The 25,927-nt window shown below is 64.1% G+C and carries 17 protein-coding genes; 3 read left to right on the forward strand and 14 right to left on the reverse strand.

Annotation, left to right across the window (positions count from 1 at the left end):
• Positions 1-96: 96 nt before the first annotated feature.
• The 4 genes from rpoC to JI743_RS04430 all read right to left on the reverse strand — a co-directional run bounded on the left by rpoC (position 97) and on the right by JI743_RS04430 (position 11,347).
• Complete coding sequence (rpoC, locus tag JI743_RS04415) at positions 97-4,380, reverse strand: DNA-directed RNA polymerase subunit beta' (protein ID WP_201926300.1); 4,284 nt, start codon at positions 4,378-4,380, stop codon at positions 97-99.
• Between the two features lie 53 nt (positions 4,381-4,433).
• A complete protein-coding gene (gene rpoB, locus JI743_RS04420) occupies positions 4,434-8,612 on the reverse strand; it encodes a DNA-directed RNA polymerase subunit beta (protein WP_201926302.1) in 4,179 nt (1,392 codons plus the stop codon).
• 232 nt (positions 8,613-8,844) lie between these two features.
• The gene (locus JI743_RS04425; RefSeq protein WP_201926304.1) at positions 8,845-10,632 is read right to left on the reverse strand and encodes a sensor domain-containing diguanylate cyclase; all 1,788 of its coding nucleotides are present in this window, start codon (positions 10,630-10,632) and stop codon (positions 8,845-8,847) included.
• Between the two features lie 103 nt (positions 10,633-10,735).
• Positions 10,736-11,347: a TetR/AcrR family transcriptional regulator gene (locus tag JI743_RS04430; protein ID WP_201926306.1), complete on the reverse strand. Its 612-nt coding sequence runs from the start codon at positions 11,345-11,347 to the stop codon at positions 10,736-10,738.
• Between the two features lie 72 nt (positions 11,348-11,419).
• Between JI743_RS04430 and JI743_RS04435 the strand changes: the two genes are divergently transcribed.
• A complete protein-coding gene (locus JI743_RS04435) occupies positions 11,420-12,862 on the forward strand; it encodes an 8'-apo-carotenoid 13,14-cleaving dioxygenase (RefSeq protein WP_201926308.1) in 1,443 nt (480 codons plus the stop codon).
• Here JI743_RS04435 and JI743_RS04440 read toward each other — a convergent pair.
• Both JI743_RS04440 and JI743_RS04445 read right to left on the reverse strand, forming a co-directional pair.
• Positions 12,783-13,643: a nucleotidyltransferase family protein gene (locus tag JI743_RS04440; protein ID WP_201926311.1), complete on the reverse strand. Its 861-nt coding sequence runs from the start codon at positions 13,641-13,643 to the stop codon at positions 12,783-12,785. The two genes, JI743_RS04435 and JI743_RS04440, sit on opposite strands and share 80 nt — an antisense overlap.
• Positions 13,640-14,665, reverse strand: coding sequence for a D-alanine--D-alanine ligase family protein (locus tag JI743_RS04445; protein ID WP_201926313.1), 1,026 nt, complete (start codon positions 14,663-14,665; stop codon positions 13,640-13,642). The genes JI743_RS04440 and JI743_RS04445 overlap by 4 nt, the downstream gene beginning before the upstream one ends.
• 139 nt (positions 14,666-14,804) lie before the next feature.
• Between JI743_RS04445 and JI743_RS04450 the strand changes: the two genes are divergently transcribed.
• Positions 14,805-16,328 carry a hypothetical protein gene (locus JI743_RS04450; protein ID WP_201926315.1) on the forward strand — a complete coding sequence of 508 codons (1,524 nt, stop codon included), beginning with the start codon at positions 14,805-14,807 and terminating at the stop codon, positions 16,326-16,328.
• A gap of 256 nt (positions 16,329-16,584) precedes the next feature.
• Positions 16,585-17,502: a hypothetical protein gene (locus JI743_RS04455; protein WP_236659683.1), complete on the forward strand. Its 918-nt coding sequence runs from the start codon at positions 16,585-16,587 to the stop codon at positions 17,500-17,502.
• Positions 17,503-17,600: 98 nt separating this feature from the next.
• Here the strand turns inward: JI743_RS04455 and rplL are convergent, their stop codons facing one another.
• From rplL to JI743_RS04495, 8 genes are all read right to left on the reverse strand, one after another.
• Positions 17,601-17,975: a 50S ribosomal protein L7/L12 gene (gene rplL / locus JI743_RS04460; protein ID WP_201926318.1), complete on the reverse strand. Its 375-nt coding sequence runs from the start codon at positions 17,973-17,975 to the stop codon at positions 17,601-17,603.
• A 58-nt stretch (positions 17,976-18,033) separates the two neighbouring features.
• On the reverse strand, positions 18,034-18,549 hold the full coding sequence (gene rplJ / locus JI743_RS04465) for a 50S ribosomal protein L10 (RefSeq protein WP_201926320.1): 516 nt from the start codon (positions 18,547-18,549) through the stop codon (positions 18,034-18,036).
• 337 nt (positions 18,550-18,886) lie between these two features.
• Complete coding sequence (locus JI743_RS04470) at positions 18,887-19,804, reverse strand: hypothetical protein (RefSeq protein WP_201926322.1); 918 nt, start codon at positions 19,802-19,804, stop codon at positions 18,887-18,889.
• Positions 19,801-21,159, reverse strand: a complete 1,359-nt coding sequence (locus JI743_RS04475; protein WP_201926324.1) for a glycosyltransferase family 2 protein — start codon at positions 21,157-21,159, stop codon at positions 19,801-19,803. The genes JI743_RS04470 and JI743_RS04475 overlap by 4 nt, the downstream gene beginning before the upstream one ends.
• 265 nt (positions 21,160-21,424) lie before the next feature.
• Positions 21,425-22,822, reverse strand: a complete 1,398-nt coding sequence (locus tag JI743_RS04480) for an amino acid permease (RefSeq protein ID WP_201926326.1) — start codon at positions 22,820-22,822, stop codon at positions 21,425-21,427.
• A gap of 330 nt (positions 22,823-23,152) precedes the next feature.
• Positions 23,153-24,712: a fatty acid--CoA ligase gene (locus JI743_RS04485; RefSeq protein ID WP_201926328.1), complete on the reverse strand. Its 1,560-nt coding sequence runs from the start codon at positions 24,710-24,712 to the stop codon at positions 23,153-23,155.
• Between the two features lie 112 nt (positions 24,713-24,824).
• Positions 24,825-25,457 (reverse strand): DUF938 domain-containing protein, encoded by a 633-nt coding sequence (locus tag JI743_RS04490; protein ID WP_201926330.1) that lies wholly within the window; start codon positions 25,455-25,457, stop codon positions 24,825-24,827.
• Complete coding sequence (locus tag JI743_RS04495) at positions 25,454-25,903, reverse strand: ABA4-like family protein (protein WP_201926332.1); 450 nt, start codon at positions 25,901-25,903, stop codon at positions 25,454-25,456. The genes JI743_RS04490 and JI743_RS04495 overlap by 4 nt, the downstream gene beginning before the upstream one ends.
• Positions 25,904-25,927 lie beyond the last annotated feature (24 nt).

Here is a 25,927-nt window from a genome sequence, read left to right on the forward strand (position 1 = left end):
GAACGTCCGCTTCCCACCCCAAAGCCGCCCGCGAAAGAGCCCCGCCGGATCGCTCCGGCGGGGCTTGTTTCGTCGAGGCCATTGGGGCCGAGGGGCTTATTCCTCGCCCGCGCCTTCGGTGCGTTCTTCGACCATCACATCGTCTTCGCCCGATGCGCTGCCCTGGACGGCGCCGAGCGGATCGTCGCCCATCGCGGCTTCGGGGCCCTGCGCCAGTTCGGCTTCATGTTCCTCGGCTGCGGTCTGCGGCGCGATCAGATGCTCCTGGTTCGCGGCGCGCATTGCGGCGCGGAGTGCAGCATCCTTCGACGAGGCGGTGACGCGAACGCGGTTCATGGCAGCGCCGGTACCCGCCGGGATGAGGCGGCCGACGATGACATTTTCCTTGAGACCCTGCAGCGAGTCGACCTTGCCCTGCACCGAGGCTTCGGTGAGGACGCGGGTCGTCTCCTGGAACGATGCCGCCGAAACGAAGCTGCGCGTTTGCAGCGACGCCTTGGTGATGCCGAGGAGGACCGGACGGCCCTCTGCCGGCTTGCCATTCTTCGGCAGCTTGGCGTTATATTCCATCATCTCCAGGTAATCGAGCTGCTCGCCCGGCAGCAGCGTGGTGTCGCCGCCATCGGTGATCTCGACCTTTTGCAGCATCTGGCGAACGATCACCTCGATGTGCTTGTCGTTGATCTTCACGCCCTGCAGTCGATAGACTTCCTGGATTTCCGCAACGAGGAACTCGGCCAGCGCCTCGACCCCCATGACGTCGAGGATGTCGTGCGGGTTCGGCGAGCCGCTGATCAGCGCGTCGCCGCGCTTCACATAGTCGCCTTCCTGAACCTCGAGCACCTTCGACTTGGGGATCAGATATTCGACCGGATCGCCCTCTTCCGGAACGATCGCGATCTTGCGCTTCGCCTTGTAATCCTTGACGAACTCGATGCGGCCCGAAACCTTGGCGATCACCGAATTGTCCTTCGGGATGCGGGCTTCGAACAGTTCAGCGACGCGCGGCAGACCGCCGGTGATGTCGCGCGTCTTCGACGCTTCGCGGCTGACGCGGGCAAGCACGTCGCCCGCCTGCACTTCCTGGCCGTCTTCGACCGAGATCATCGTGCCGACCGCGAGCAGGTAGCGCGCGGCTTCGCCCGACGCATCGTCGAGCAGCGTGAGGCGCGGCTGAAGGTCTTCCTTCTTGCCACGACCGGCGGCGCGATATTCGATCACGACGCGCTGGGCGATGCCCGTCGCTTCGTCGACCTGCTCGATCAGCGTCTTGCCGTCGATCAGGTCCTGATACTTCACGACGCCCTGCTTTTCGGTGATCAGCGGCATGGTGAACGGATCCCATTCGGCAATCCGGTCGCCCTTCTTCACCTTTTCGCCGTCCTTGTGCATGATCTGCGCACCATAGGGCAGCTTGTGGGTCGCGCGCTCGCGGCCTTCGCTGTCGATGATCGCGATCTCGCCCGAACGCGACAGCGCCAGACGGCGGCCACGCTGGTCGACGATCGTCGCCATTTCGCGATATTCGATCGTGCCGTCGGAGATGGCTTCAAGGTTCGACTGTTCGTTGACCTGCGCCGCGCCGCCGATGTGGAAGGTCCGCATCGTCAGCTGCGTGCCCGGTTCACCGATCGACTGGGCGGCAATGACGCCGACCGCTTCGCCGATGTTCACGGGCGTGCCGCGCGCAAGGTCACGGCCATAGCATTTGCCGCAAACGCCCAGCGTCGCTTCGCAGACCAGCGGCGAACGGATCTTGACCGACTGGACCTCGGCCTCTTCGATCCGTGCGACCATCGCTTCGTCGAGCAACGTGCCGACGGGCGCGATGACGTTGCCGTCCTTGTCGGCGACATCCTCGAGCGTCGTGCGGCCGAGGATGCGCTCGCCGAGCGAGGCGATCGTCGAACCGCCCTGGATGATCGCGCGCATTTCCATGCCGCGGGTCGTGCCGCAATCTTCCTCGATCACGACGCAGTCCTGCGACACGTCGACAAGGCGGCGGGTCAGATAACCCGAGTTCGCCGTCTTGAGCGCCGTATCGGCCAGACCCTTACGCGCACCGTGGGTCGAGTTGAAATATTCAAGGACGGTCAAGCCTTCCTTGAAGTTCGAGATGATCGGCGTTTCGATGATCTCGCCCGACGGCTTGGCCATCAGGCCGCGCATGCCCGCGAGCTGCTTCATCTGCGCCTGCGAACCACGCGCACCCGAATGCGCCATCATATAGATGGAGTTGATCGGGGCGAGACGGCCGTCGTCGAGCTTCGGCGTTGCGCGGATTTCGTCCATCATCGCGTTCGCGACCTTGTCGCCGCACTGCGACCAGGCGTCGATCGCCTTATTGTACTTTTCCTGCTGCGTGATCAGGCCGTCCTGATACTGCTGCTCGAAATCCTTCACGAGCGCGCGGGTATCGTCGACCATCTTCTCCTTCGATGCGGGGATGATCATGTCATCCTTGCCGAAGGAAATGCCTGCCTTGAACGCGTGGCGGAAGCCCAGCGCCATGATCGCGTCGGCGAACAGCACGGTCTCTTTCTGGCCGGTGTGGCGATAGACCTGATCGATCACGTCGCCGATTTCCTTCTTGGTCAGAAGGCGGTTGACGACGTCGAAGGGCACGGTGTGCGACTTCGGCAGGCATTCGCCGATCAGCATGCGGCCCGGCGTGGTTTCGAACCGCTTCTGATATTCGTTGCCCTGCTCGTCGGTCTGCGGGACGCGGCTGATGATCTTCGAGTGCAGCGTCACGGCGCCGGTGTAGAGCGCCTGATGCACCTCGGCCATGTCGGCCAGCATCATGCCCTCGCCCGGCTCGCCTTCGCGCTCCAGCGACAGATAATAAAGGCCGAGGACCATGTCCTGCGACGGAACGATGATCGGCTTGCCGTTCGCGGGGCTGAGGATGTTGTTCGTCGACATCATCAGCACGCGCGCTTCGAGCTGCGCCTCAAGGCTCAGCGGCACGTGAACGGCCATCTGGTCGCCGTCGAAGTCGGCGTTGAAGGCCGCGCAAACCAGCGGGTGAAGCTGGATCGCCTTGCCTTCGATCAGCACGGGCTCGAACGCCTGAATGCCGAGACGGTGAAGCGTCGGCGCGCGGTTCAGCAGGACCGGGTGCTCGCGAATGACTTCGTCGAGGATGTCCCATACTTCCTTGCGTTCCTTTTCGACCCATTTCTTCGCCTGCTTCAGGGTCATCGACAGACCCTTGGCGTCGAGGCGCGCATAGATGAACGGCTTGAACAGCTCGAGCGCCATCTTCTTGGGCAGGCCGCACTGGTGCAGCTTGAGTTCGGGACCGGTCACGATGACCGAACGGCCCGAATAGTCGACGCGCTTGCCGAGCAGGTTCTGACGGAAGCGGCCCTGCTTGCCCTTGAGCATGTCGCTGAGCGACTTGAGCGGACGCTTGTTGGCGCCGGTGATCGTGCGGCCGCGGCGGCCGTTATCGAACAGCGCGTCGACGGCTTCCTGCAACATGCGCTTTTCGTTGCGGACGATGATGTCCGGCGCGCGCAGTTCCATCAGGCGCTTCAAACGATTGTTACGGTTGATCACGCGGCGATAGAGGTCGTTGAGATCCGACGTGGCGAAGCGGCCGCCGTCGAGCGGCACCAGCGGGCGCAGTTCGGGCGGGATGACCGGCACGACCTCCAGGATCATCCACTCGGGGCGATTGCCCGATTCGATGAAGCTTTCGACGACCTTCAGGCGCTTGATGATCTTCTTGGGTTTGAGCTCCGACTTGGTCGTCGCGAGCTCTTCCATCAGGTCGACGCGTTCCTGTTCGAGATCGAGATTCTCGAGCAGCACGCGGATCGCCTCGGCGCCGATGCCGGCGCTAAACGCGTCTTCGCCATATTCGTCCTGCGCGTCGAGCAGTTCGTCCTCGGTCAGAAGCTGGAACTTTTCGAGCGGCGTCAGGCCCGGCTCGAGAACGATATAGGCTTCAAAATAGAGGACGCGTTCGAGCTGCTTGAGCTGCATGTCGAGCAGCAGGCCGATGCGCGACGGCAGCGACTTCAGGAACCAGATGTGCGCGACGGGCGCGGCGAGCTCGATATGGCCCATGCGCTCGCGGCGGACCTTGGTCACCGTGACTTCGACACCGCACTTCTCGCAGACGATGCCCTTGTATTTCATGCGCTTGTACTTGCCGCACAGGCATTCATAATCCTTGATCGGACCAAAGATGCGCGCGCAGAACAGGCCGTCACGTTCGGGCTTGAACGTGCGGTAGTTGATGGTTTCGGGCTTCTTGATCTCGCCGAACGACCACGAACGGATGCGTTCCGGGCTCGCGATGCCGATCTTGATCATGTCGAAGGTTTCGGGCTTCGCGACCGGGTTCATGAAGTTGGTAAGCTGGTTCATATTCTCGCTCCATCTTCCCCTCTCGCGCGCGGCGAGAGGGGTGAGGAAAAATCTTATTCGGCGGCTTCGGGAAGGGCTTCCGGACCCTCGTCGTCGTCCTCGTCCGCATAGGACGAAAGTTCGACGTTGAGGCCCAGCGAGCGCATTTCCTTGACGAGCACGTTGAAGCTTTCGGGAATGCCGGCCTCGAAGGTGTCGTCGCCCTTGACGATCGCTTCATAGACCTTGGTGCGGCCGATCACGTCGTCGGACTTCACCGTCAGCATTTCCTGCAGCGTGTACGCCGCGCCATAGGCCTGGAGCGCCCAGACCTCCATTTCACCGAAGCGCTGGCCACCGAACTGCGCCTTACCGCCCAGCGGCTGCTGGGTGACGAGGCTGTAGGGGCCGATCGAACGCGCGTGGATCTTGTCGTCGACGAGGTGGTGGAGCTTCAGCATATAGATGTAGCCCACGGTCACCTTGCGGTCGAAACGATCGCCGGTGCGTCCGTCGTAAAGGTCCGACTGCCCCGATTCATGCAGACCCGCGAGGGTGAGCATGTTGGTGACATCGGCTTCCTTCGCGCCGTCGAACACCGGCGTCGCGAACGGCACGCCGACCTTCAGATTCTCGGCCATTTCGACGATGTTATCGGCGTCGCGCGACTTGATGTCCTCGACATATTCCTCGCCATAGACCTCGATCAGCGCCTCGCGCACCGCTTCGGGCATTTGCCCGCCGGTCATTTCGGGATTGGCGTCGCGCCATTCCTCGAGCGCGTGCGTCACCTGCCGGCCCAGCCCGCGCGACGCCCAGCCAAGGTGCGTTTCGAGGATCTGGCCGACGTTCATGCGCGACGGCACGCCCAGCGGGTTGAGCACGATGTCGACATGCGTACCGTCTTCGAGGAACGGCATGTCCTCGACCGGCAGGATGCGGCTGATGACACCCTTGTTCCCGTGGCGGCCGGCCATCTTGTCGCCCGGCTGCAGCTTGCGCTTCACCGCGACGAAAACCTTGACCATCTTGAGCACGCCCGGTGCGAGTTCGTCGCCGCGCTGCAGCTTTTCGACGCGATCCTCATATTTCGCGTTGATGCGCTTGATCGCCTCGTCATACTGCGCCTTGATCGCTTCGAGCGCCGTCTGCGCCTTGTCGTCGACGACCGCGAGCTTCCACCAGTCGGCGCGGTCGAGTTCGACGAGCGCCGCTTCGGTCAGCTCTTCGCCCTTCTTCATGCCCTTCGGAACCGCGCTGGTGGTCTGGCCGACCAGCAATTCCTTGAGGCTGGAGAAGGTCGCACGGTTGAGGATCGCGCGCTCGTCGTCGGCGTCCTGCTTCAGCCGCTCGATTTCCTCGCGTTCGATCGCGATCGCGCGCTCGTCCTTGTCGATACCGTGACGGTTGAAGACGCGGACTTCGACGACCGTGCCCGACACGCCCGGCGGCAGGCGGAGCGAGGTGTCGCGCACGTCGCTGGCCTTTTCGCCGAAGATGGCGCGCAGAAGCTTTTCTTCCGGCGTCATCGGGCTTTCGCCCTTCGGCGTGATCTTGCCGGCGAGGATGTCGCCGGGGCCGACCTCGGCGCCGATATAGACGATGCCCGCTTCGTCGAGGTTGCGCAGCGCTTCCTCGCCGACGTTCGGGATGTCGCGGGTGATGTCTTCGGGGCCAAGGCGCGTATCGCGCGCAGTGACTTCAAATTCCTCGATATGGACCGAGGTGAAGACGTCGTCCTTCACGATGCGTTCGGAAATGAGGATCGAGTCCTCATAATTGTAGCCGTTCCACGGCATGAAGGCGACGAGCACATTCTTGCCGAGCGCCAGCTCGCCGAGTTCGGTCGACGGACCGTCGGCAATGATGTCGCCCGCGCGGACGACGTCGCCGACCTTCACCAGCGGACGCTGGTTGATGCAGGTCGACTGGTTCGAACGCTGGAACTTCTGCAGGCGATAGATGTCGACGCCCGACTTACCGGGTTCGATCATGTCGGTCGCGCGGATGACGATACGCGTCGCATCGACCTGGTCGATGATGCCGCCGCGGCGCGCCGCGATGGCCGCGCCCGAGTCACGCGCAACGGTGCCCTCCATGCCGGTGCCGACAACGGGCGCCTCGGCGCGGAGCAGCGGCACGGCCTGACGCTGCATGTTCGAACCCATGAGCGCGCGGTTGGCGTCGTCGTTCTCAAGGAAGGGGATCAGCGATGCTGCGACCGAAACGAGCTGCTTCGGCGACACGTCCATCAGCGTGATCTGTTCGCGCGGCGCCATCAGGAATTCGCCGGCTTCGCGTGCCGAGATCAGTTCCTCGGCAAAGCTGCCGTCGGGGTTGAGGTCGGCGTTCGCCTGCGCGACGGTGTGCTTCGATTCCTCCATCGCCGACAGATAGACGACCTCGTTCGTCACCTTGCCGTCGACGACGCGGCGGTACGGTGTTTCGATGAAGCCATATTTGTTGACGCGCGCAAAGGTCGCGAGGCTGTTGATCAGACCGATGTTCGGCCCTTCGGGCGTTTCAATGGGACAGATACGACCATAGTGCGTCGGGTGAACGTCGCGGACTTCGAAGCCCGCGCGTTCGCGGGTCAGACCGCCCGGGCCAAGCGCCGAAACGCGGCGCTTGTGGGTGACTTCGGACAGCGGATTGGTCTGGTCCATGAACTGCGAGAGCTGCGACGACCCGAAGAATTCGCGCACCGCCGCAACCGCCGGCTTCGCGTTGATGAGGTCGTTCGGCATGACGGTCGACACGTCGACCGAGCTCATGCGCTCCTTCACCGCGCGCTCCATGCGGAGCAGGCCGACGCGATACTGGTTTTCGAGCAGCTCGCCGACCGAACGCACGCGGCGGTTGCCGAGGTTGTCGATGTCGTCGATTTCGCCCTTGCCGTCCTTCAGGTTCACCAGCTCCTTGACCACGGCGAGGATGTCCTCGCTGCGGAGCGTCGTGACCGTATCCTCGGCATCGAGGCCGAGGCGCATGTTGAGCTTGACGCGGCCAACGGCCGACAGGTCGTAACGCTCGGCGTCGAAGAACAGGCCGCCGAACAGCGCTTCGGCGGTTTCGCGCGTCGGCGGTTCGCCGGGGCGCATCACGCGGTAGATGTCCGACAGCGCCTGGTCGCGATCCTCGGCCTTGTCGGCCTTCAGCGTGTTGCGGATCCACGGGCCCGTGTTGTTGTGGTCGATATCGAGCAGCACGAGCTTGTCGATGCCCGCCGCGTCCATCTTTTCGAGGTTCTCGGCAGTCACTTCGTCGCCGGCCTCGATATAGATTTCGCCGGTCGACTCGTTGATGAGGTCATAGGCGCTGTAGCGACCGAAGATTTCCTCGGTCGGGATCAGCAGCGTGTCGAGACCGTCCTTCGCCGCCTTGTTGGCGAGGCGCGGACTGATCTTGTGGCCCGCGGCGAAAACGACTTCGCCGGTCTTGGCATCGACGACGTCGAAGGCGGGCTTCGAACCGCGCCAGTTTTCCACGACGAAGGGAACCTTCCAGCCGTTTTCGGCGCGCTCGAAGACGAGGCGGTCATAGAAATGGTTGAGGATTTCCTCGCCCGACATGCCAAGCGCATAGAGAAGCGACGTCACCGGAAGCTTGCGCTTGCGGTCGATGCGGACGTTGACGATGTCCTTCGCGTCGAACTCGAAATCGAGCCACGAACCGCGATACGGAATCACGCGCGCTGCAAAGAGGAACTTGCCCGACGAGTGGGTCTTGCCGCGATCATGGTCGAAGAGCACACCCGGCGAACGGTGCATCTGCGACACGATGACACGCTCGGTGCCGTTGACGAAGAAGGTGCCGTTCTCGGTCATGAGCGGCATGTCGCCCATGTAAACGTCCTGCTCCTTGATATCGAGGACCGAGCGGGTGTCGGTTTCGCTGTCGACTTCAAAGACGATCAGACGCAGCGTGACCTTCATCGGCGCCGCATAGGTGATGCCGCGCTGACGGCATTCATCGACGTCATATTTCGGGTCTTCGAGTTCGTAGTGGACGAAGTCGAGTTCGGCGGTGCCGGCGAAATCGCGGATCGGGAAAACGCTGCGCAGCGTCTTTTCGAGGCCCGAAACATAGCCGACCGAAGGGTCGGACCGCAGGAACTGTTCATAGGATTCGCGCTGCACCTCGATGAGGTTGGGCATTTCCACCGCTTCGTGGATGTTGCCGAACAGCTTGCGGATTCGCTTGGTCGCGGTTGCTTCGAGGGCCTTGCCCACCGACTTCGCCTTGGTCGCCATAAGTGATTGTCTCGCCTGTAAGAATCATGGTCGCGAGCGCACCGACACGCAAAAAAGCCGCAGGCAACCGTTGCCGGTTTACCGCAGCTTTCCAACGCATATCGAAGTCCCGATCGCCCTATTCCTGAGGCCCGCTGCGCAAAGTCAGGCCGCTTCCCGGACGCCGGGGTATGGGGGCTATATAGAATTGGCGGGGCTGACTGTCAATCGACCGCCGGGCGCTTGGCCCGGATCAGGCCGCCATGCCAACGCGGTTCCGGCCCTCACGCTTGGCGCGATAGAGCGCCTGGTCAGCGCGGTGCATCAGTTCCTCGATATCGGAATCGCCGTCGAACCGCGCAAGCCCGACGCTGATCGTCACGCGCGGCGCATCATTGGCCAGACCCGCCTCGCTCTCGACCGCCTTGCGAACGCGATCGGCGACGATCTCTGCCGCCTGTGCGCTCGATCCGCGCAAGATGCCGACAAATTCCTCGCCCCCGACGCGGCCGATGAGATCGACGTCTCGCAGCACCCCGCGCGCACGATGGGCAACACGGCGGATCACCGCATCGCCCGCCGCGTGGCCATAATTGTCATTGACCCGCTTGAAATGGTCGATGTCGAAAATCGCGACCGCGAGCGCGCCTTCGCCATCGCGCGCCTCGATGAGCGCCGCTTCAAGTTCGGCGAGCGTGTGGCGGCGGTTGGGAAGGCCGGTGAGCATGTCAGTATTGGCGATGCGCTCGGCCGCACTGCGCGCGGCTTCCAGAACGCGGGCATTTTCGACCACCTCGGTCACGTCCTGGACGGTGCCGAATATGGCGATGGCCCGGCCGCGACGGCTGAACTCGACCGATCCGTGCGATTTCACATGCCGGATGACGCCATCGGGCCGGCGAATGCGTCCCTGATATTGGAACGGCTCACCGGTCCGGACCGCGTCCTCGATGATGCGGCGAACCTCCTGCCCGTCTTCGTCGACATAGCGGTCGACGCTATATTCGACGTCGACCGGCGTGCCGGGTTCGAGCCCGTGGACACGATAGGCCTGGTCGGACCACTGGATCGTCCAGTTCTGCAAATCGACGCGCCAATGACCGACGAGCGCCGCTGCCTCGGCCTGGAGCAACAAGCGGTTGCTTTGTTCGAGCCGCTTGGCGAGCCGGCGATGCATCACCGTCAGCGCCGCCAGCGTCAACGCCGTGAACAAGAGGGCGAGCAGATAGAATTGCAGGAAATACACATGAACCTTCGGCTGCGCGTCGATGGCCGCGATGGGGCCATAGCCGTGCACCGTCATCAGCGAGGCCACGATCGTGACCACCAGGACGCTCGCTGCCGCGCCGAAGGGGCCGAGGCGAAAGGCCGCAAGGATAACGGCAAGACACGGCACGAAAGTTCCCGGAAACAGGGACTGCGAAAAGGTCGCGCCGGTCATGAGCGCGACACCGAGCATGATGGCGGCCGATTCCAGCTTCATGCGCATCGGGACATTCTGGAGCGCGCCCGACGCGATCATGCGCGCAAAGATGACGATCATCGGGGCAACGATCAACATTCCCAATGCAACCGTCGTCGTCCACGACAGAAAGAAATTCAGACCCGAACCGGTGAGCAGCGCCGCAAAGACACCACCCGTCAGACTTCCGATGATCGCCGCCGCACAGAATTTCGCGACCGCACGAGGCACCATGAACGACAGGTCGCCCGGACCACCAATCCGCAGCACCCCCAGCGCGATCACCGCCTCGCACGCATTGGCGACGGTAAAGCCGGCTGACAGCAGCAGCGACGACCCGCCGACGAGCATGTTCGCCGCAATGCTCGCCATGGCCATTCCGATAAAGGCCGTGATCTGCGCGCGCGCCGGCATCAACAGCAGCAGCGCCAGAAAATAGCCGCTCGGCGGCCAGATCGCCGCAATATTGTCGGCGCCCTTGGTCGCATAAAGCGAGAGGCTCGCGAGCAGGAAATACCCTACTGCCGTCAGCAGCAGCCAGAAGGCTGCCTCGATATGCGGAGGGAGCGACCTTGTCATGTCAGCTCCATAGCCAAAAAATGGCAAACAAACCGATAATTTGCGGCGGACGGCCGGTAACTGCGTCCGGAATGGACAGGACGGGCCGAACGCGACGCGCGCGTCAGGCGATGCCGCCGAAGGTCAGGCCGACGACCTGCTCGATCTTTGCCTCGTCCCAGTCGACGCGTCCGTCGAGGACCAGCATCGCGAGCCCGTGGACGAGTGCCCAGGCGTGGAGCGCGGCATTGTCGGGATCGTCAACGCCGGGCAGCGCCTCCCCGACACCGGCGCGCAGCAGGTTATAGGCGACCTCGCCGCCATCCTTGTCGGCCCCTTCGTAACGCGTCGGCATTTGACGCGTGAAGCTCAGCCTGAACAGCGCAGGTTCGTCGTGCGCAAAGCGGACATAGGCAACGCCGGTCGCCTTGAACCCGGCGCTTCCGCCGCCCGCTTTGAGCCAGGCCTGCGCCTGCAATGCCCCCAATCGCCGCAGCCCCTCGTCGGCGAGCGCGTCGAGCACCGCCTCCTTGTCCGGAAAATGGCGGTAAAGTGCGGTCGCGCTGACCCCCACGTCGCGCGCGAGCGCGCGCAATCCCAGTTCGCTCGCGTCGCCTTCGGCGAGCCGCTTCATCCCCGCGGCGATCACCGCCGCGCGCAGGTCGCCATGGTGATAGGTGCCCGCACCCTTGGGCCGCGCGCCTTTTATGTTGACACTGTTACCTTCGTCGTTCATGTTGCCACTGTAAACATGTCGAGTCGCCCCTGCAATCCCCCTGCAATATCTTTCCGCATAAGGAGCTTAAGAATGGCGAGCGATGTCGAAACCCTGATCCGCGGCGCGGTCGTCAAAGGAATTGGCAAAATCGCCGATTTCAATCGCAAGCGTCTCCCTCGCCCGACCGACGCCCATCCCTTCCTGACCGGTATCCACAAGCCGATGGAGGAAGAGGTGACGCTGGAAGCGCTTCGCGTTGACGGCGAAATCCCCGCCAGCCTGACCGGTCGCTATTTGCGCAACGGCCCCAATCCCGCGATCGCACCCGATCCGGCGAGCTATCACTGGTTCACCGGGGTCGGCATGGTCCACGGCGTGCGGATCGCCGACGGAAAGGCCGATTGGTACCGCAACCGCTGGGTTCGCGGCAGCGAAGCGTGCGCCGCGTTGGGCGAAGAGGTGCCGCCCGGCCCGCGCATCGAACGAAATGACGCGCCCAACACTAACGTCGTCGGCCTCGACGGTCGGACCTTCGCCATCGTCGAGGCGGGCGGGAAGCCCGTCGAGCTTGGCTATGAACTCGACACGATTGCGCACAACCCGTTCGACGGGACGCTTGTCGGCGCCTATACCGCACACCCGCACCACGACCCTTTCACCGACGAAACGCACGCGATCACTTATCGTGGCGACGAACCCACCCGTGTCTGGCATGTCGTGCTCGACAGCCAGGCCCATGTCGTTCGCGAAGAGGCAATCGCGGTGAGCGACGGGCCGTCGATCCACGACTGTGCAATCACCGAAAATCATGTGCTCGTGTTCGACCTCCCGGTGACATTCTCGATGAAGATGCTGCTCGCGGGCTATCCCTTCCCCTATGCGTGGAACAAGGCGCATCCGGCGCGCGTCGGCCTGTTGCCGCGCGGCGGAAGCGGCGACAGCATCGCCTGGGTGCCAGTCGATCCCTGCTATGTCTTTCACCCCGCCAACGCCCATGAAGCCGCAGACGGCAAGGTGATCGTCGACGTCGTCGCGCACGAAACCATGTTCGCCGAATCAAAGCGCGGCCCCGACAGCCACAAATCGCGGATGGAACGCTGGACGATCGATGCCGCCGCGGGCACGACGACGCGCACCGTCATCCACGATCATGCGCAGGAATTCCCGCGCTACGACGAGCGGCTGACGACAAGACCCTATCGTTATATCTATTCGGTGGCGATCCCCGACGGCGAAAGCCTCGAATGGGCGCTCGCCGATACGCGGCTGTTCCGCCACGACCTCGAACGCGGCGAAACCGCGGTGCTTGATTTCGGTCCCGGCCGCCACCCCGGCGAGTTTGTTTTCGTTCCGCGCAGCGAAAGCGGTGCGGAGGATGATGGCTGGCTGATCGGGCTCGTCGTCAACATGAATGACGAAACGACCGACCTCGTCATCCTCAATGCCGACGATTTTACCGGGTCACCGCAAGCGGTCGTTCATCTGCCGCACCGGGTTCCGCCGGGATTTCACGGCAACTGGGTCGCCGACTGACGCCGACGCCCCTCGTCATCAGCGCTTCGGTCACGCGCAGCGACCGTTCGTTATCGACATCGATCGCCGTCGCCCCGTTGCTTACGAGCAGCGGGGCGATTTCGACTTTCAAACGGCGCGAGATACGCTGAAATATGTGATGGATCGGGCCGAGCCCGAAGCGGAAGCGGAGGAGGTTGATGAGGCCGAATGCCTGCAGCACGCGGATCGGCTTCTTGACGAATTGCCCGCCGCCGCGAAATGCTTCGGCGGCCTTGAGCGCGCTGCGACTGCCGATCCAATAGGCGTTGCAGTTCGAAACTGCCACGTCCGAAAACTCATAGAAGCGCCGCTGTCCTTCAGGGTGGACCGCAAGCACATCTTCGCGCCGCGCCAACGCGACGCCGGCCTCGGCGCCCAGCCTTGCGGCCTCGGCGGCGATTTCCTCAATCGTCTCGGGCGTGAGCAGGCAATTGTCGGCGGTGGTGACGAGCAATGGAAAGCGCGCCCGTTCGGCGATGGCGAGGACCGAGTCGGCCAAATTGTCGGCCGCCGCGACCAGCGTCAGCCGCTCGCCGAGCCGGTCGATGACCGGATCGGCAATGTCGTCGAGCAAGCGGTCATGGTGCGTTGATATGAAAACCCGCTCGGCGCGGCTCGCGGCCGCGCTTTCGAGCACATGCGCAATCATCGCGCGACCGGCAACGGGTACGAGGCATTTGTCGCCGACGCCGGCAGCCTCGGCCAGCGGATCGGTCGCGCCGGGGCGGCGGCCGGCGAGGATGAGGATCGATCCCGTCATGCCGCGACCTTCCGCACGCCAGCGGCACCAAATTGCCGGATCATGCTTTCGGCGACGATCGTTTCGATCAGGTCGGCCTGGCTGAATCCGGCGGCGACGGCGGCGCGGCCAAAGACCTTTTCGGACCAGAGGTTGCAGTTCAAATTGACTTCGAGCAGGCGAACTTCGCCGCGTGCGAAATCGACCCGAAACTCAAAGCGGCCATAGTCGAACGGCTGGAAAACCGCGGCCATTTGCTGCGTATAGGCGACGATCCGGTCGCGCAGCCCGTCGTCGTCGAACAGCTTCAGGCTGTATTTGGCGCTGCGGTCGACGAGGTCGCGCTTCTCCTGATAGGTGCGCAAATGGCTGGGGTCGGCCTGTTCGAATATCATCATCGGGAGCATCGCGGGCCCGCCGCCAATCGTGATGACGGGTACTTCGACATCGCTACCTTCGATGAAAGGCTCGACGATCGCGTCATGGTCGAGCGCCTGCACCTCGGCAATCGCCTGCGCGAGCTCCGCGCGGTCATGGGCGTCGCGAATACCCCAGGATGCCGAGCTGTTGTTCGGCTTGATTACCCAGCGCTTCGCGGGCGGGCATCGCGACACATCGACCGGCGCGCCGCGGCGGAACAGCGCCCAGGGCGCGGTGGGAATGCCGCGCGCCGCCGCTTCCAGCTTGGTGAGATGCTTGTCGTCCGACAGCCCGCGCACGATCGGCGATGCCCCCACATAGGGAAGGCCGAGCCGGTTGCAGAGCAGCGGCAGCAACATTTCGGAGTTGAAGAACCCGCCGCGGTTGAGCAGCGGGAAGACGAAATCGGCGTCGGGCTGGTCGAAGAGCGCGGCATAGCTGTCGGCGACGCTCAGCGGCATCCCCAGACCCTCTAGGATCTGCCGCGTCTCGCGGTGATAGACGGCGTGATTGCCATCCTCGGGATGCAGGCCACCTTCCCATCGCGCATGTTTAGCAACGAATAGCAGGCGCCGCGTGTCGCGCAGCGAGGCCGGGAGGCGGGTCGGGGTCAGGTTGCTCATTTTCATGCGACGCCTTCACCACAATTGGGTTGCAGAGCGATGACCGTTCGATGACGGCATTGAAACCAAAACGCCAAAACATTGTCATCTTGGCATCCTAATCCTGCAACGCCCCACTTGCCGACAGGATGCCTCCCCGATGCTGCTCAATTCCGGTGCGTTCGACCTTGGCAGTGATGGTCGTGGGCGCAGCACGGCGCGGCTGGCGGCCGCGCTCGCCAGCGGCGGTGACGCGCGCATCCGGCCTGATACCGACGGGCGTAATCAATATTTTGCGAGCATTTTGCCGACGGACGCGCTGGCCTATGGCTCGTCGACGATCAGCAGCATTTCGCAGCACGCCTTCGACACGCTCGACCGCCGCTGGAGCGGTCGCTTCGGTCGGCCGGTGGGCGCCGCCGACTATGCCGAAGGCCTTGCCCTTCTGCGCGTCCAGTTCCGCGAATATTTCGGCCTCGCCGGCCCCTTGGCCGATACCGCAGTCATATTCGCCGCCTCCGGCACCGATCTGGAATATGTTGGGCTGGCAGCCGCGCATGACGGGCGCCCGCTGACCGCCATCCTCCTCGGTCGCGACGAGGTCGGAAGCGGGTGCATTCACAGCGCGGCGGGCCGTTTTTTCGCCGACGAAACCGCCACGGGTGCGCGCGTCGTCGCGCAATCGGCGATAGATCCGGCTTTCGCCGCGACGGTTTTGGTCGACGTCGCGGTCCGCGACGCGAGCGGGCAACCGCGCAGTTCGCCCGACATTGCGGCCGACCTGTCGCAACAGGTCGAAAAGGCCGCTGCCGATGGCCGGCGCGCGGTCGTCCATGTCGTCCACGGATCGAAGTCGGGGCTGACTTTGCCGGCAATCGACGACGTCGAACGGCTGGTTGCGGCGCATGGCGAAGCGATGACCGTCGTCGTCGACGCCTGCCAGCTGCGCGTCTCGCCCGCCGTCGTCCGCCGCTATCTCGAAGCGGGATGCGTCGTGCTGATGACCGGCTCGAAATTTGCGGGCGGCCCGCCGTTCAGCGGCTTTGCGCTCGTGCCCGCGGCGGTGCGCGACCGGGCGCTGCCGCTCCCCGCAGGCTTCCGCCGCCTTGCGACGCGCGCCGAATGGCCCGCCGACTGGCCGGGCGCCGATTGCCTCCCGGCGCTCGGCAATTTCGGCCTTCTGCTGCGTCTCCAGGCGGCACAGATCGAGATCGAACGCTTTGCGGCGCTTCCTGCCGAACGTCTAACAGATGTCATTACCGCCTTCGGCACGCATGTCGGCAAGATGATGACGCGGCTCGAACTCGCGTGCGTGCCGTGCGCGGGCAAGGCCGGATGCCTTGCGACCGACACGCTCGTCACGATCGACCTCGCCTCGCGTTGGCCCCGGTGCGATTTCGACACCGCCAAGGCAATGCACGCCCTCATCGCCCGCAATGCGCGCCAGTGGCTGGGGCGCGAGATCAGGATCGGCCAACCGGTCAAGACGCACCGACTCCCCGGCGGCGCGATGGCGGGGACGCTGCGCCTGTCGCTTTCGATGCCGCTGATCGCCGAGCTTTCGGCCTTGAAAGGGCCGGCGCTCGATACGCGGCTCGACAACGACATGGCGCTGGTCGGCGCGGCAATCTCGGCGGCGGCGTCAACCGCGCTTTGCAGCAGGCAGCCCGAACCGCTCGGCTGAAAATCGGCTGAAAACCCGCGTTCCAACCGTAATGCGGCGGATCGGCGGCGGGTCGGCCAGCCGTTCGTCGGCAACGGTTCGTCGCGGAATCGCCCAAAACGGGCAGCACTTTCGCCCGGACGCACGTTTGTCCTTCACTATGTTGAAGAAAATCGCCCTCTCCCGCCCCGCCTCGAGCGCGATTGCCGCGTTCCTGGCCCTGTCCACCCCCGCCGCGCTGGCGCAGGAAGCGCCGACGACTGTGCCCACAATGCCGATGACGTCGCCTGTAACCGTCCCGCCCGCAACCTCGCCCCCGCCGGTTGCCGACCCGGTGCCGACGGCACCGACGGTCACGCCGCAGACGACCGCCCCCGTCGCTCCTGCCCCGGTGATCCGCGTGCCGCTCGACATCGAACCCGAGCCGGCGGCCGAGCCGGCCCCCGCAGCGCGCGAAAGCGCCGCGACCTCTGCTCCGGCCACGCGGACGCGAACCGCACGACCCGCGCAGCCGAGCGAACCCACGCCCGCAGCCGCTCCCGCGCCGGAGCGCGCCGAAGCCGCGATGACAAGTGCGACTGCAAGCGAGGCGGCCGCGGCCGATCCGGCGATGGTGGCACCCCTTCCGGCCGCCGCAGCGCCCGCGGCGGACGCAACCCCGGCGGCGGCGCCTGCCAATGATTTTCCGTGGGAGATCGCCGCTGGCGCCGCAGCATTGCTGCTGGTCGGCGGTGCGGGTCTTGCCCTCGCGCGACGCCGAAAAACGGCATCGGTCGAGAGGACCGTCGAGAACGATGCCCCCATCGAGACACCGCCTGAGCAAGCGCCAACGCCCGCAATGGATCGCGCCCCGCAATTGGCAAAGGCGCCCGCGTTCGCGACAGCGCCTGCCTTCGCCGCGGCTCCGCACGGAAGCATGGGGCGCCACGAAGCGATGGCGCTCGCCGGGCCGACGCCCGACAATCCGTTCGCGACACTGAAGATGCGGCTCAAGCGCGCGCGCTTCCTCGATCGCCGCGAGCGCCTGCAATATGAACAGACGCTCGCCGCGCAGAAGGAGGTTCGCCGAACTCCCGCCAGTGCCTGGGAAATCTCGCAGCGCCCTGTCCCGGCCGCCGCCGAACAGGAAGTCCATCGCCCTGCCCCGGCCAAGGGTCATCCGGGCAGCCTGCGCCCTGGCTGGTATCGAAACTGACCTTCCCCGAAGCCCATAGAAAAGGGCGGCGCCTCGCGGCACCGCCCTTTTCTTTTGGCAAACGCGTACCGACGGTTACCCGCCGACCGCGAACCGAATTACTTCAGTTCGACGGTCGCGCCGGCAGCTTCGAGCTTCTTCTTCAGCTCTTCGGCTTCGGCCTTGTTCACGCCTTCCTTGATCGGCTTCGGCGCGCCTTCGACGAGCGCCTTGGCTTCGCCAAGACCCAGGCCGGTGATCGCGCGGACTTCCTTGATGACGTTGATCTTCTGACCACCGTCGCCCGTCAGGATGACGTCGAACTCGTCCTTTTCTTCAGCAGCCGGAGCGGCGGGGCCGCCAGCAGCCGGAGCAGCCGCAACAGCAGCGGCAGCCGAAACGCCCCACTTTTCTTCGAGCAGCTTCGAAAGCTCGGCAGCTTCCAGAACGGTCAGCGCCGACAGGTCGTCAACGATCTTTGCAAGATCAGCCATTTTAATTCTCCATCAAAGCCGGGATGCACCCGGCAACAGGTTTCAGTTCAAATCGAAATTATGCTGCTTCTTTGGCGGCATATGCGCCAAAAACCCGCGCCAACTGCCCAGCCGGGGCTGCTGCAATCTGAGCAACCTTGGTAGCCGGAGCCTGTACCAGACCAATGATCTTGGCACGCAGCTCGTCGAGCGAGGGAAGCGAAGCGAGCGCCTTCACGCCATCCACGTCGAGCACCACGTCGCCCATGCCGCCACCAACGATCTCAAGCTTGTCGTTGGTCTTGGCAAAATCCACGGCGATCTTTGCCGCCGCGACCGGATCGGTCGAGGTGGCGAGGGCCGTGGGACCGGTCAGCAGATCGCCGATGCCGGTGTAGGTCGTGCCGTCGAGCGCGATTTTGGCAAGACGGTTCTTCGTGACGCGAAAGTCGGCCCCTGCATCGCGCATTTGCTGGCGCAGCACCGTCGACTGGGCGACGGTCATGCCAAGGTTGCGGACGACCACAACCGAGGCGGCATTTGCCAGCGTAGCGTTCAGCGAGGATACGGCTTCGGCCTTTTCCGTACGATCCATGCCTATACTCCACTCATCTGCCCGGACGCCCGCGCCGCAAGGGCACGCGCCGCCGGGCGACTAACACACGCGAACAACCGACAAGGGACGAATCCCGTCTGTCATTCGCGCAACGATGTCCGAAGGGGTCGGTCAAGCCGCGTCACCTGGACGTTCCAGGCGGGCGACCGATAAAAGACTGTTCCCCGTCTCGGCTGGAAATTAAGAAGGGCAAATCCCCCTCACCAACTGTCTCGGACGGAATTGTCGTGGGCGAACCCGCGACAACACGCGGGCGCTCATAGCGGCAATGCCCGCAGAGTCAAGCGATGACCGCAGCTGAGGCCGCGCGAACCGCCTAAAATGCGCGGGTGAGCGCTATCGAGAACTGCCCATAGTCATAAGCGCCGCTGTTCTGCGGGATATTGTTGTAAAGCGCACTGGCCTTCAGATACCAGTCGCGTCCGACCTCGGGGCTCGTCACCTCGGCCCCCGCGTAATAGGATGCGCGCCAGTCGGACACCGCATCGCGCTGCGCCCCGACACCGCCCGCAATCATATAGCGCCAGCCGCCGCTGTATCGGCGCATCTGCGCGACCGGCAATATCTGCACATACCAGCGCGGCGAATAATAATCGAACTCGCGAGGGCGCGTGCTGTGAAAATAGCGGGCGCGCAGCTGTGCACTCAGGCCCAGTTCGGGCTTTACGACATGCACATAATTGGCGCGCGCATGCAGCCGGACATTCTTGCCCGTGAACTCCTGCGCCCCGGCCACCAGGGTGAAATTGTTCCGATCGTCGGCAGGAAGGTCGATCGCGCCGCCGACGAAGGTGTAATAAATGCCGTCGCTCACCCCTCGCGGCGTTTCGACAATGTCGCGTTCGATGAAAAACTCTTTTCGAAAGCGCGCATCGTCGTGAATCGTTGCGGCGCCGATGACGGTGTCACCGTCGGTGCCGACCTGCGCGCTCCAGTTCCAAGGACCGCTGGAATCCGCCGCGCGCACGAAAAGCCGATCCTTGTCGACCGTCGCCTGTCCCAACGGGCGATACCATGCCTTTTCGTAGCGCAGGCCCAGATAATTCCGCTGGTCCTGGTGCTCGACGTCGAAATTGACCCCGGCGCGAAAGACGTCGGTTTGATCGGCATCGGTCGAAGCAAAGAAGTCGATCCCCGCCGCATGCTTGCCGGACCCTGCGTCATTTGCGTCGGTTTCCTGCGCCGCGACAGGGGACGCCGCCAACCACAGCGCTACGACGAACAGCGGTTTCACTTGGTATCCCATTTTTTCTTCATCCCGATGATTTCGGCGAGATAGCCCCACACGCAAACCGGCTGCATGATCAGGCTGTAGACGAGCGCGTAAAAGAGGAAGCCGGCGGGGTTGTGCCGCACTTTCAGATCCTCATTCTCGTACACGTTGCGCTGGATGCGAAAGATGACGACGTTCCACAGCGCCGCGAGCGGCAACACTGCCAGCGTCAATGGTCCGGCGATATAGAAATGGCCAAAAACCGCGAGCACCAGACCCGGAATAAAGACAAAGCTGTAAACAAGGTCGAGCGGCAGGAAGGTCACGTTCCACCAGATGAACAGCGTCGTCATCCGGCGTTTGAACAGCAATTCCCAATGCGCCTTGAACGCTTCCATCAATCCGCGCGACCAGCGCTTGCGTTGCAACGCAAACTGCCGGAACCCTTCGGGGACGTTGGTAAAGGCCAGCGCGCTGTCGGCATAGCCGATGCGATAGCCGCGAGCGAGCAATGCCCACGATACGACGATGTCCTCGCCGACGCACTCGGGCCAGCCCCCGACTTCATCGAGCGCGTCGCGGCGATAGAGCGAAAAGGCCCCCTGCGCGACGAGCGTGCCATGATACATGCCCTGCATGCGCTTCACCGCGGCAATGCCGTGGAAATAGTCCCATTCCTGCGCGCGGGTGAGCAGGTTCGCCCGCGAATTGCGGACCATCACGGCACCGGCGATTGCCGCAGTATCATCGGGGTCCGAAAGATAGCGCCCGACGATCCGGGTCACACCGTTTCGCTTGACCCAGCAGTCGCCGTCGATCGTGACGACAAGGCCGTGCGACGAGGCGCGTAGCCCGTCGTTTAGCGCCGCCGATTTTCCGCGGTTGACCGGGAAGTCGAGCAGCTCGAACTTCGCCTTTTTGGGGATGGCGAGCGTTTTGAGCAGCTCGCGCACGATGGCAGCCGTATCGTCGGTCGATCCGTCGTTGAGCACCAGCACCTCGAGCGGACCACGATAATCCTGCCGCGACAGGCTGGTCAGCGTATCGCGGATCGCCGCCGCTTCGTTATAAGCGGCGACAAGAATGGTCACGCCCGGCAGTTTTCGCGGCAGTTTTTCCACCGGCGGACGCCGGTCGAGCGCAAGGGTCGCGATCAGAAAGGCATTCATGAAACCCGGCACATAGGCGATGAAGCCGATGGCAATCAGCGCGAAAGTCCAGCTCGTCACCGCGGCGAGTTCGGCCATCCAGCGCTGCGAGAGCACGACGCTGAAACTTGTCCACGCGATCGCAATGCCCAGCGCAAGCATGAATTTGGCACGTACCGACAGATAGATGCGCCGGGCGTCGTCCTTCTTTTGCGCAGAATGGCTCACGGACTCTCGCTTCACAACCGGCGGCCGCTGACGAGCGCGCTGCCTCGCGGCGAGATTGCCCTCGCCCGTCCGCGAAAACGGTTTACGAAGCTGATTAAGAGACCCCGGGTCATGACGAACCGTGTCTCTGGCGCGGCCAGTCCCCATAATTTCGGTCCCATGTGCAGCACGCACATCGGGCGTTTCGCTGCGACACCGACAGCTAGCCGAATATCCTTACGATGAAATTAACCCTAAACTCGGACGATTCGTGGCCTTGCACCCCTCATAGGGCGACGGCGTTCCGGCGGGCATAGAGGAAATAGACACCGATCCCCGCGACGTTCCAGACGGCGAACCATATCTGCGTCTTCACTGGCAGGCTGACGAACAGATAGATACAGCCGAGCACCGCGATGCCGCCGACGACCCACGGCAGCGGCGTGCGGAAGGTGCGCGGCGCATCGGGCGCGCGGCGGCGCAGGATGAGCATGCAGATTGACACTGCAGTAAAGGCCGCGAGCGTGCCTGCATTGGCGAGCGCGGCAAGTTCGCCGAGCGGAATAAAACCGGCGAGGATCGCAACGACAATCGCGGTAAAGATGGTGATCCGCACCGGCGTCCCGCGCGCCGACACGCGCGCAAGGCTCTGCGGGAGCAGCCCGTCGCGCGCCATGGTGAAGAAGATGCGGCTCTGGCCATAGAAAAAGGCCAAAATCACGGTCGGCAGCGCAATGACCGCCGACACCGCCAGATATTGCGCCGCGAGCGGCTGGCCGAGCTGGCGGAGGATCAGCGCGAGCGGTTCGGGGCTGTTCGCGAACCGGCTATAGACGACCGCACCCACCGCCGCGACCGCGACGAGTATATAGATGACGACACAGGCGAGCATCGATCCGACAATCCCGATCTTGAGGTCGCGGTCGGGGTTCTTCGTCTCTTCGGCCGCCGTCGCGATGGCGTCGAAGCCGTAAAAGGCGAAAAAGATGATCGCCGCTGCCGCCATCACCCCGCGCTCGACCCCGTCAGGGCCCATATGTTTGGCAAAGCCATAGGGGCTGAACGGTTCGAGGTTCGCCGCATCGAACGCGGGCAGCGCCACCGCTACGAACACGGCGAGCGCGACGACTTTCACGACGACGAGGATCGCGTTGACGGTCGCGCTTTCGCGCGTGCCGTACAGCAGCATGGCCGCAACGACCGCGATAATCCCGATCGCCGGCAGGTTGACGATACCGCCCAGTTCCGGCCCCTGCATCAACGCCATGGGCACCCCCGCCCAGCTTTGCAGCAGCGGCGCGGCATAGCCCGACCATCCGACCGCGACCGCGCTCACCACCAGCGAATATTCGAGGATCAGGCTCCACCCGACGACCCAGGCGACAATCTCCCCGATCACGACATAGCTATAGGTATAGGCGCTGCCCGACGCGGGAATCATCGTCGCCATTTCGGCATAGGCGAGCGCGGCGCAGGCGCAGATCAACCCTGCGACGGCAAAGGACAGGATCACCGCCGGCCCCGCCTTGTCGGCGCCGACGCCGATCAGCGTCAAGATCCCGGTGCCGACGATCGCCCCCACGCCGAGCGCGATCAGATGCGGCCAGCCAAGCGTGCGCGCGAGTCCGCTCCCCTCCTGCGTTTCCGGAAGCACGGATTTGCGGCGCAGCAGGCTATCGGTCATCTGGGGCTCCCCTTATCGCTTTGCGCCGCTTGTAAGGGGGTGTGGCGCCAGCGCAAGATGGGCAATGCGGGGGCTGGTGATGGCGATGAGGGCGTCAATGTGCCAAGGCGGCTTCAAATGACGAATGGCGGCTTGGGGGTGGGGAGCGGACATTCAATAACACCCTCGTCACCCCGGGTTTGACCCGGGGTCCCGGTTCTATGGCGCTGCTGAGCGGGACCCCGGATCAAGTCCGGGGTGACGATACTGTCAATGTCACTTTTCGGTCGAAACCCGCCCCAACTCCCTGTCAAAAGCGCTTTCCTGCTGCAACCAGTGGTTCGCCCCCGATCAATTCACCATCCGTTCGTGCCCTTCCCAATAGGGCGCGCGCAGGTCCTTGCGCAGGATCTTGCCGCTCGCATTCCGCGGCAACGCCGCAATCACATCGACGCTGCGCGGGCATTTGAAGGGGGCGATGCGTTCGCGTGCCCAGGCGATGATTGCGGCCTCGTCGACCGTCTCGCCCGGCTTGGCCACGACCGCGGCCTTGACGGCCTCGCCCCATTTTTCGTCGGGGACGCCGAACACTGCGACCTCCTGCACCGCGGGATGGCCGAAGATGGCGCTCTCGACCTCGGCCGGATAGACATTTTCGCCGCCGGTGATGATCATGTCCTTCATCCGGTCGTGGATGAAGAGATAGCCGTCGGCGTCGAGATAGCCCGCGTCGCCGGTGCGTATCCACCCGTCGTCGGTCATCGTATTTGCGGTGGCGTCGGGCAGGTTCCAATAGCCCAGCATATTGTTCGACGAGCGGGTGACGACTTCGCCGACCTCGCCCACCGCACAATGCCGTCCATCCGGGCCGAGGATGCGGATTTCGACGCCGGGGAGCGGCTTTCCCGCCGAACGCATCCGCGCATTGCCTTCGGGGTCGTGGTCCTCGGGCGGGAGCATGCAGATCGTTCCCGTCGTCTCGGTCATCCCATAGGCCTGGATGAACTGCGCCCCGAACATCTTGATGCACTGGCGCAGCAGTTCGAGCGGGATTGGTGCGGCGCCATAGAGGATATATTTGAGTCGGCTGTAATCGACGCTCGCGCAGCGCGGGTGCATCAGCAGCATGTGGAGCGCCGCGGGCACCATGAAAAAGCGCGTCACGCCATGTTTTTCGACCGCATCGAACACGCCGTCGGGGTTGAATTCGGCGAGGATGATGCCCGGAATCCCCGCGGCAAGCGCCATGATGCCCAGCCCCGTCCCCCCGATATGCGCGCAGGGCATTGCGACGAGCACCGCCTCGTCATCGTCCCATTTGGTATAGGGAAGGTCGAGGTCGTCCGAATGGCGGCGGAGCGCGAAGAGGTTGCGGTTCGACAGCACTGCGCCCTTGGGATTGCCGGTGGTTCCCGACGTATAGAGCTGGAGCACCGCGTCGTCGGGTCCCGAGGCATCGAAATCGCGCGGTGTTGCGACGCCGATCATCGCACGCGCCGCGCCGGCGGTGACGATCTGCGGGTCATGGTCGAGCCGTCCGGCGAGCTTTTCGGCGAGATCCTCAAAGCCGGGGCCAGCGAACACCAGCCTGGCGCGCGTATCGTTGACGATGAACGCCCATTCGGCGGGCGACAGCCGCCAGCCGATCGGCGCCATCACGATCCCCGCGCGTGCGGCGCCATAGAACAGGATGAAGTAAAGATCGCTGTTCTTGCCGATCCACGCGATCCGTTCGCCCTTCTGCACGCCCGCCGCAATCAAAGCCGAGGCGACCTTACGCGTCAGCGCGTCGAGTTCGGCATGGCTGTAGCTGCGATCCTCCTCGCGCATTGCGGTCCAGTCACCGCGCTCCTGTGCCCAATGCGACAGAAACCCGTCGAACGTCAGAATATCGGCCACGTCGCTCGCCATCTCACTCTCCCCGAATCGCGTCATTCATGCACGATTTGCGGAGAGGCTAGCCGAAGCGCGCGTTCGGTAAAGCCGCGATTGACCTGTTACGAGTGCCAGCCGCGGCGGCCGGTCACGACCGGCGGAAAAGCAGCATCAGATTGTTCGCGGGCATCGCGCGGCGTTCGGCGAATAGGAAGCCCGCATCGGCTGCCGCCGCCTTGACGTCATCCAGATTGCGCAGCCCCCAGGCGGGATTGCGCGCGCGCAAATTGGCGTCGAAGGTCAGGTTACTCGGTGCCGTCGGTACGTCAGGCTCGACATAGGCGCCATAGAGGATCAACGGCGCGCCTGACCTCAGCAGGCGCGCGCCGCCAGCGAACAGCCCCAGCGTTGCCTCCCACGGGCTGATATGCACCATGTTGATGCACAGCAGCGCGTCGGCATAGCCGATCGGCCAGCCGCCCGCAGCGGCGTCGAGACAGAGCGGCGGCGCAATGTTGGCGTGTGCCGCCTCGCCGCTCCACGCGGCTATCGAGGTCAGCGCGTCGGGATCGGGGTCGCTCGGTTGCCAGTCGAGATGCGGGAAGGCGGCGGCGAAATGGACGACATGCTCGCCCGACCCGCTCGCGACCTCGAGCACGCGCCCCGCAGGGGGGAGCCAGTCGGCGAGGACCGTCGCAATCGCCTCACGGTTGCGCAGCGTCGCGGGCGCGTGACGCTTGGCTTCCCCGCCGCCGTCGGCCGCAGTCCAGGGATCGGTCACTTGGCTTTCGCAAGCTTGCGCGCGCGGCGCTCGCGCACGACCAGCCAGGCGAGTAGCCCGACCGGGCCGACCATCAACGTCAGGAACAGGAAGGGGAATTGCGCAATGCGGCTGAAGCCCTTCTGGTCGGCGTCGCGCGCGATCCACATGCCGACAAACAGGTCGAACGCAAGATAATGGACCCAGCCGAGGGTCGTCCCGCCGGGGGTGTCGAACAGCTTCATCACGCCTGCAAGCGAGGTGAAGCTGCCACCGGTTTCGCTGCCGGGATTAATCGCGCCTGTGAGGAAGCCCGCGATCAATATGGTGTAGGCGAGGCAGAGCAGCGCGACGCCGAGATAGAGGATGAGCGCCAGCGTCTTCGGCCCGCGCGGCAGAAGGGCAAGTGCGACCCACGCCGCGATGGCCCAATAATTCGCCAATAGAAACAGGCTGTCCCAGCTCATCGCACCCTCCCCTTTATCCGTCAT

The sequence above is a fragment of the Sphingopyxis jiangsuensis genome (genome assembly GCF_016734905.1).
GTDB lineage: Bacteria > Pseudomonadota > Alphaproteobacteria > Sphingomonadales > Sphingomonadaceae > Sphingopyxis > Sphingopyxis jiangsuensis.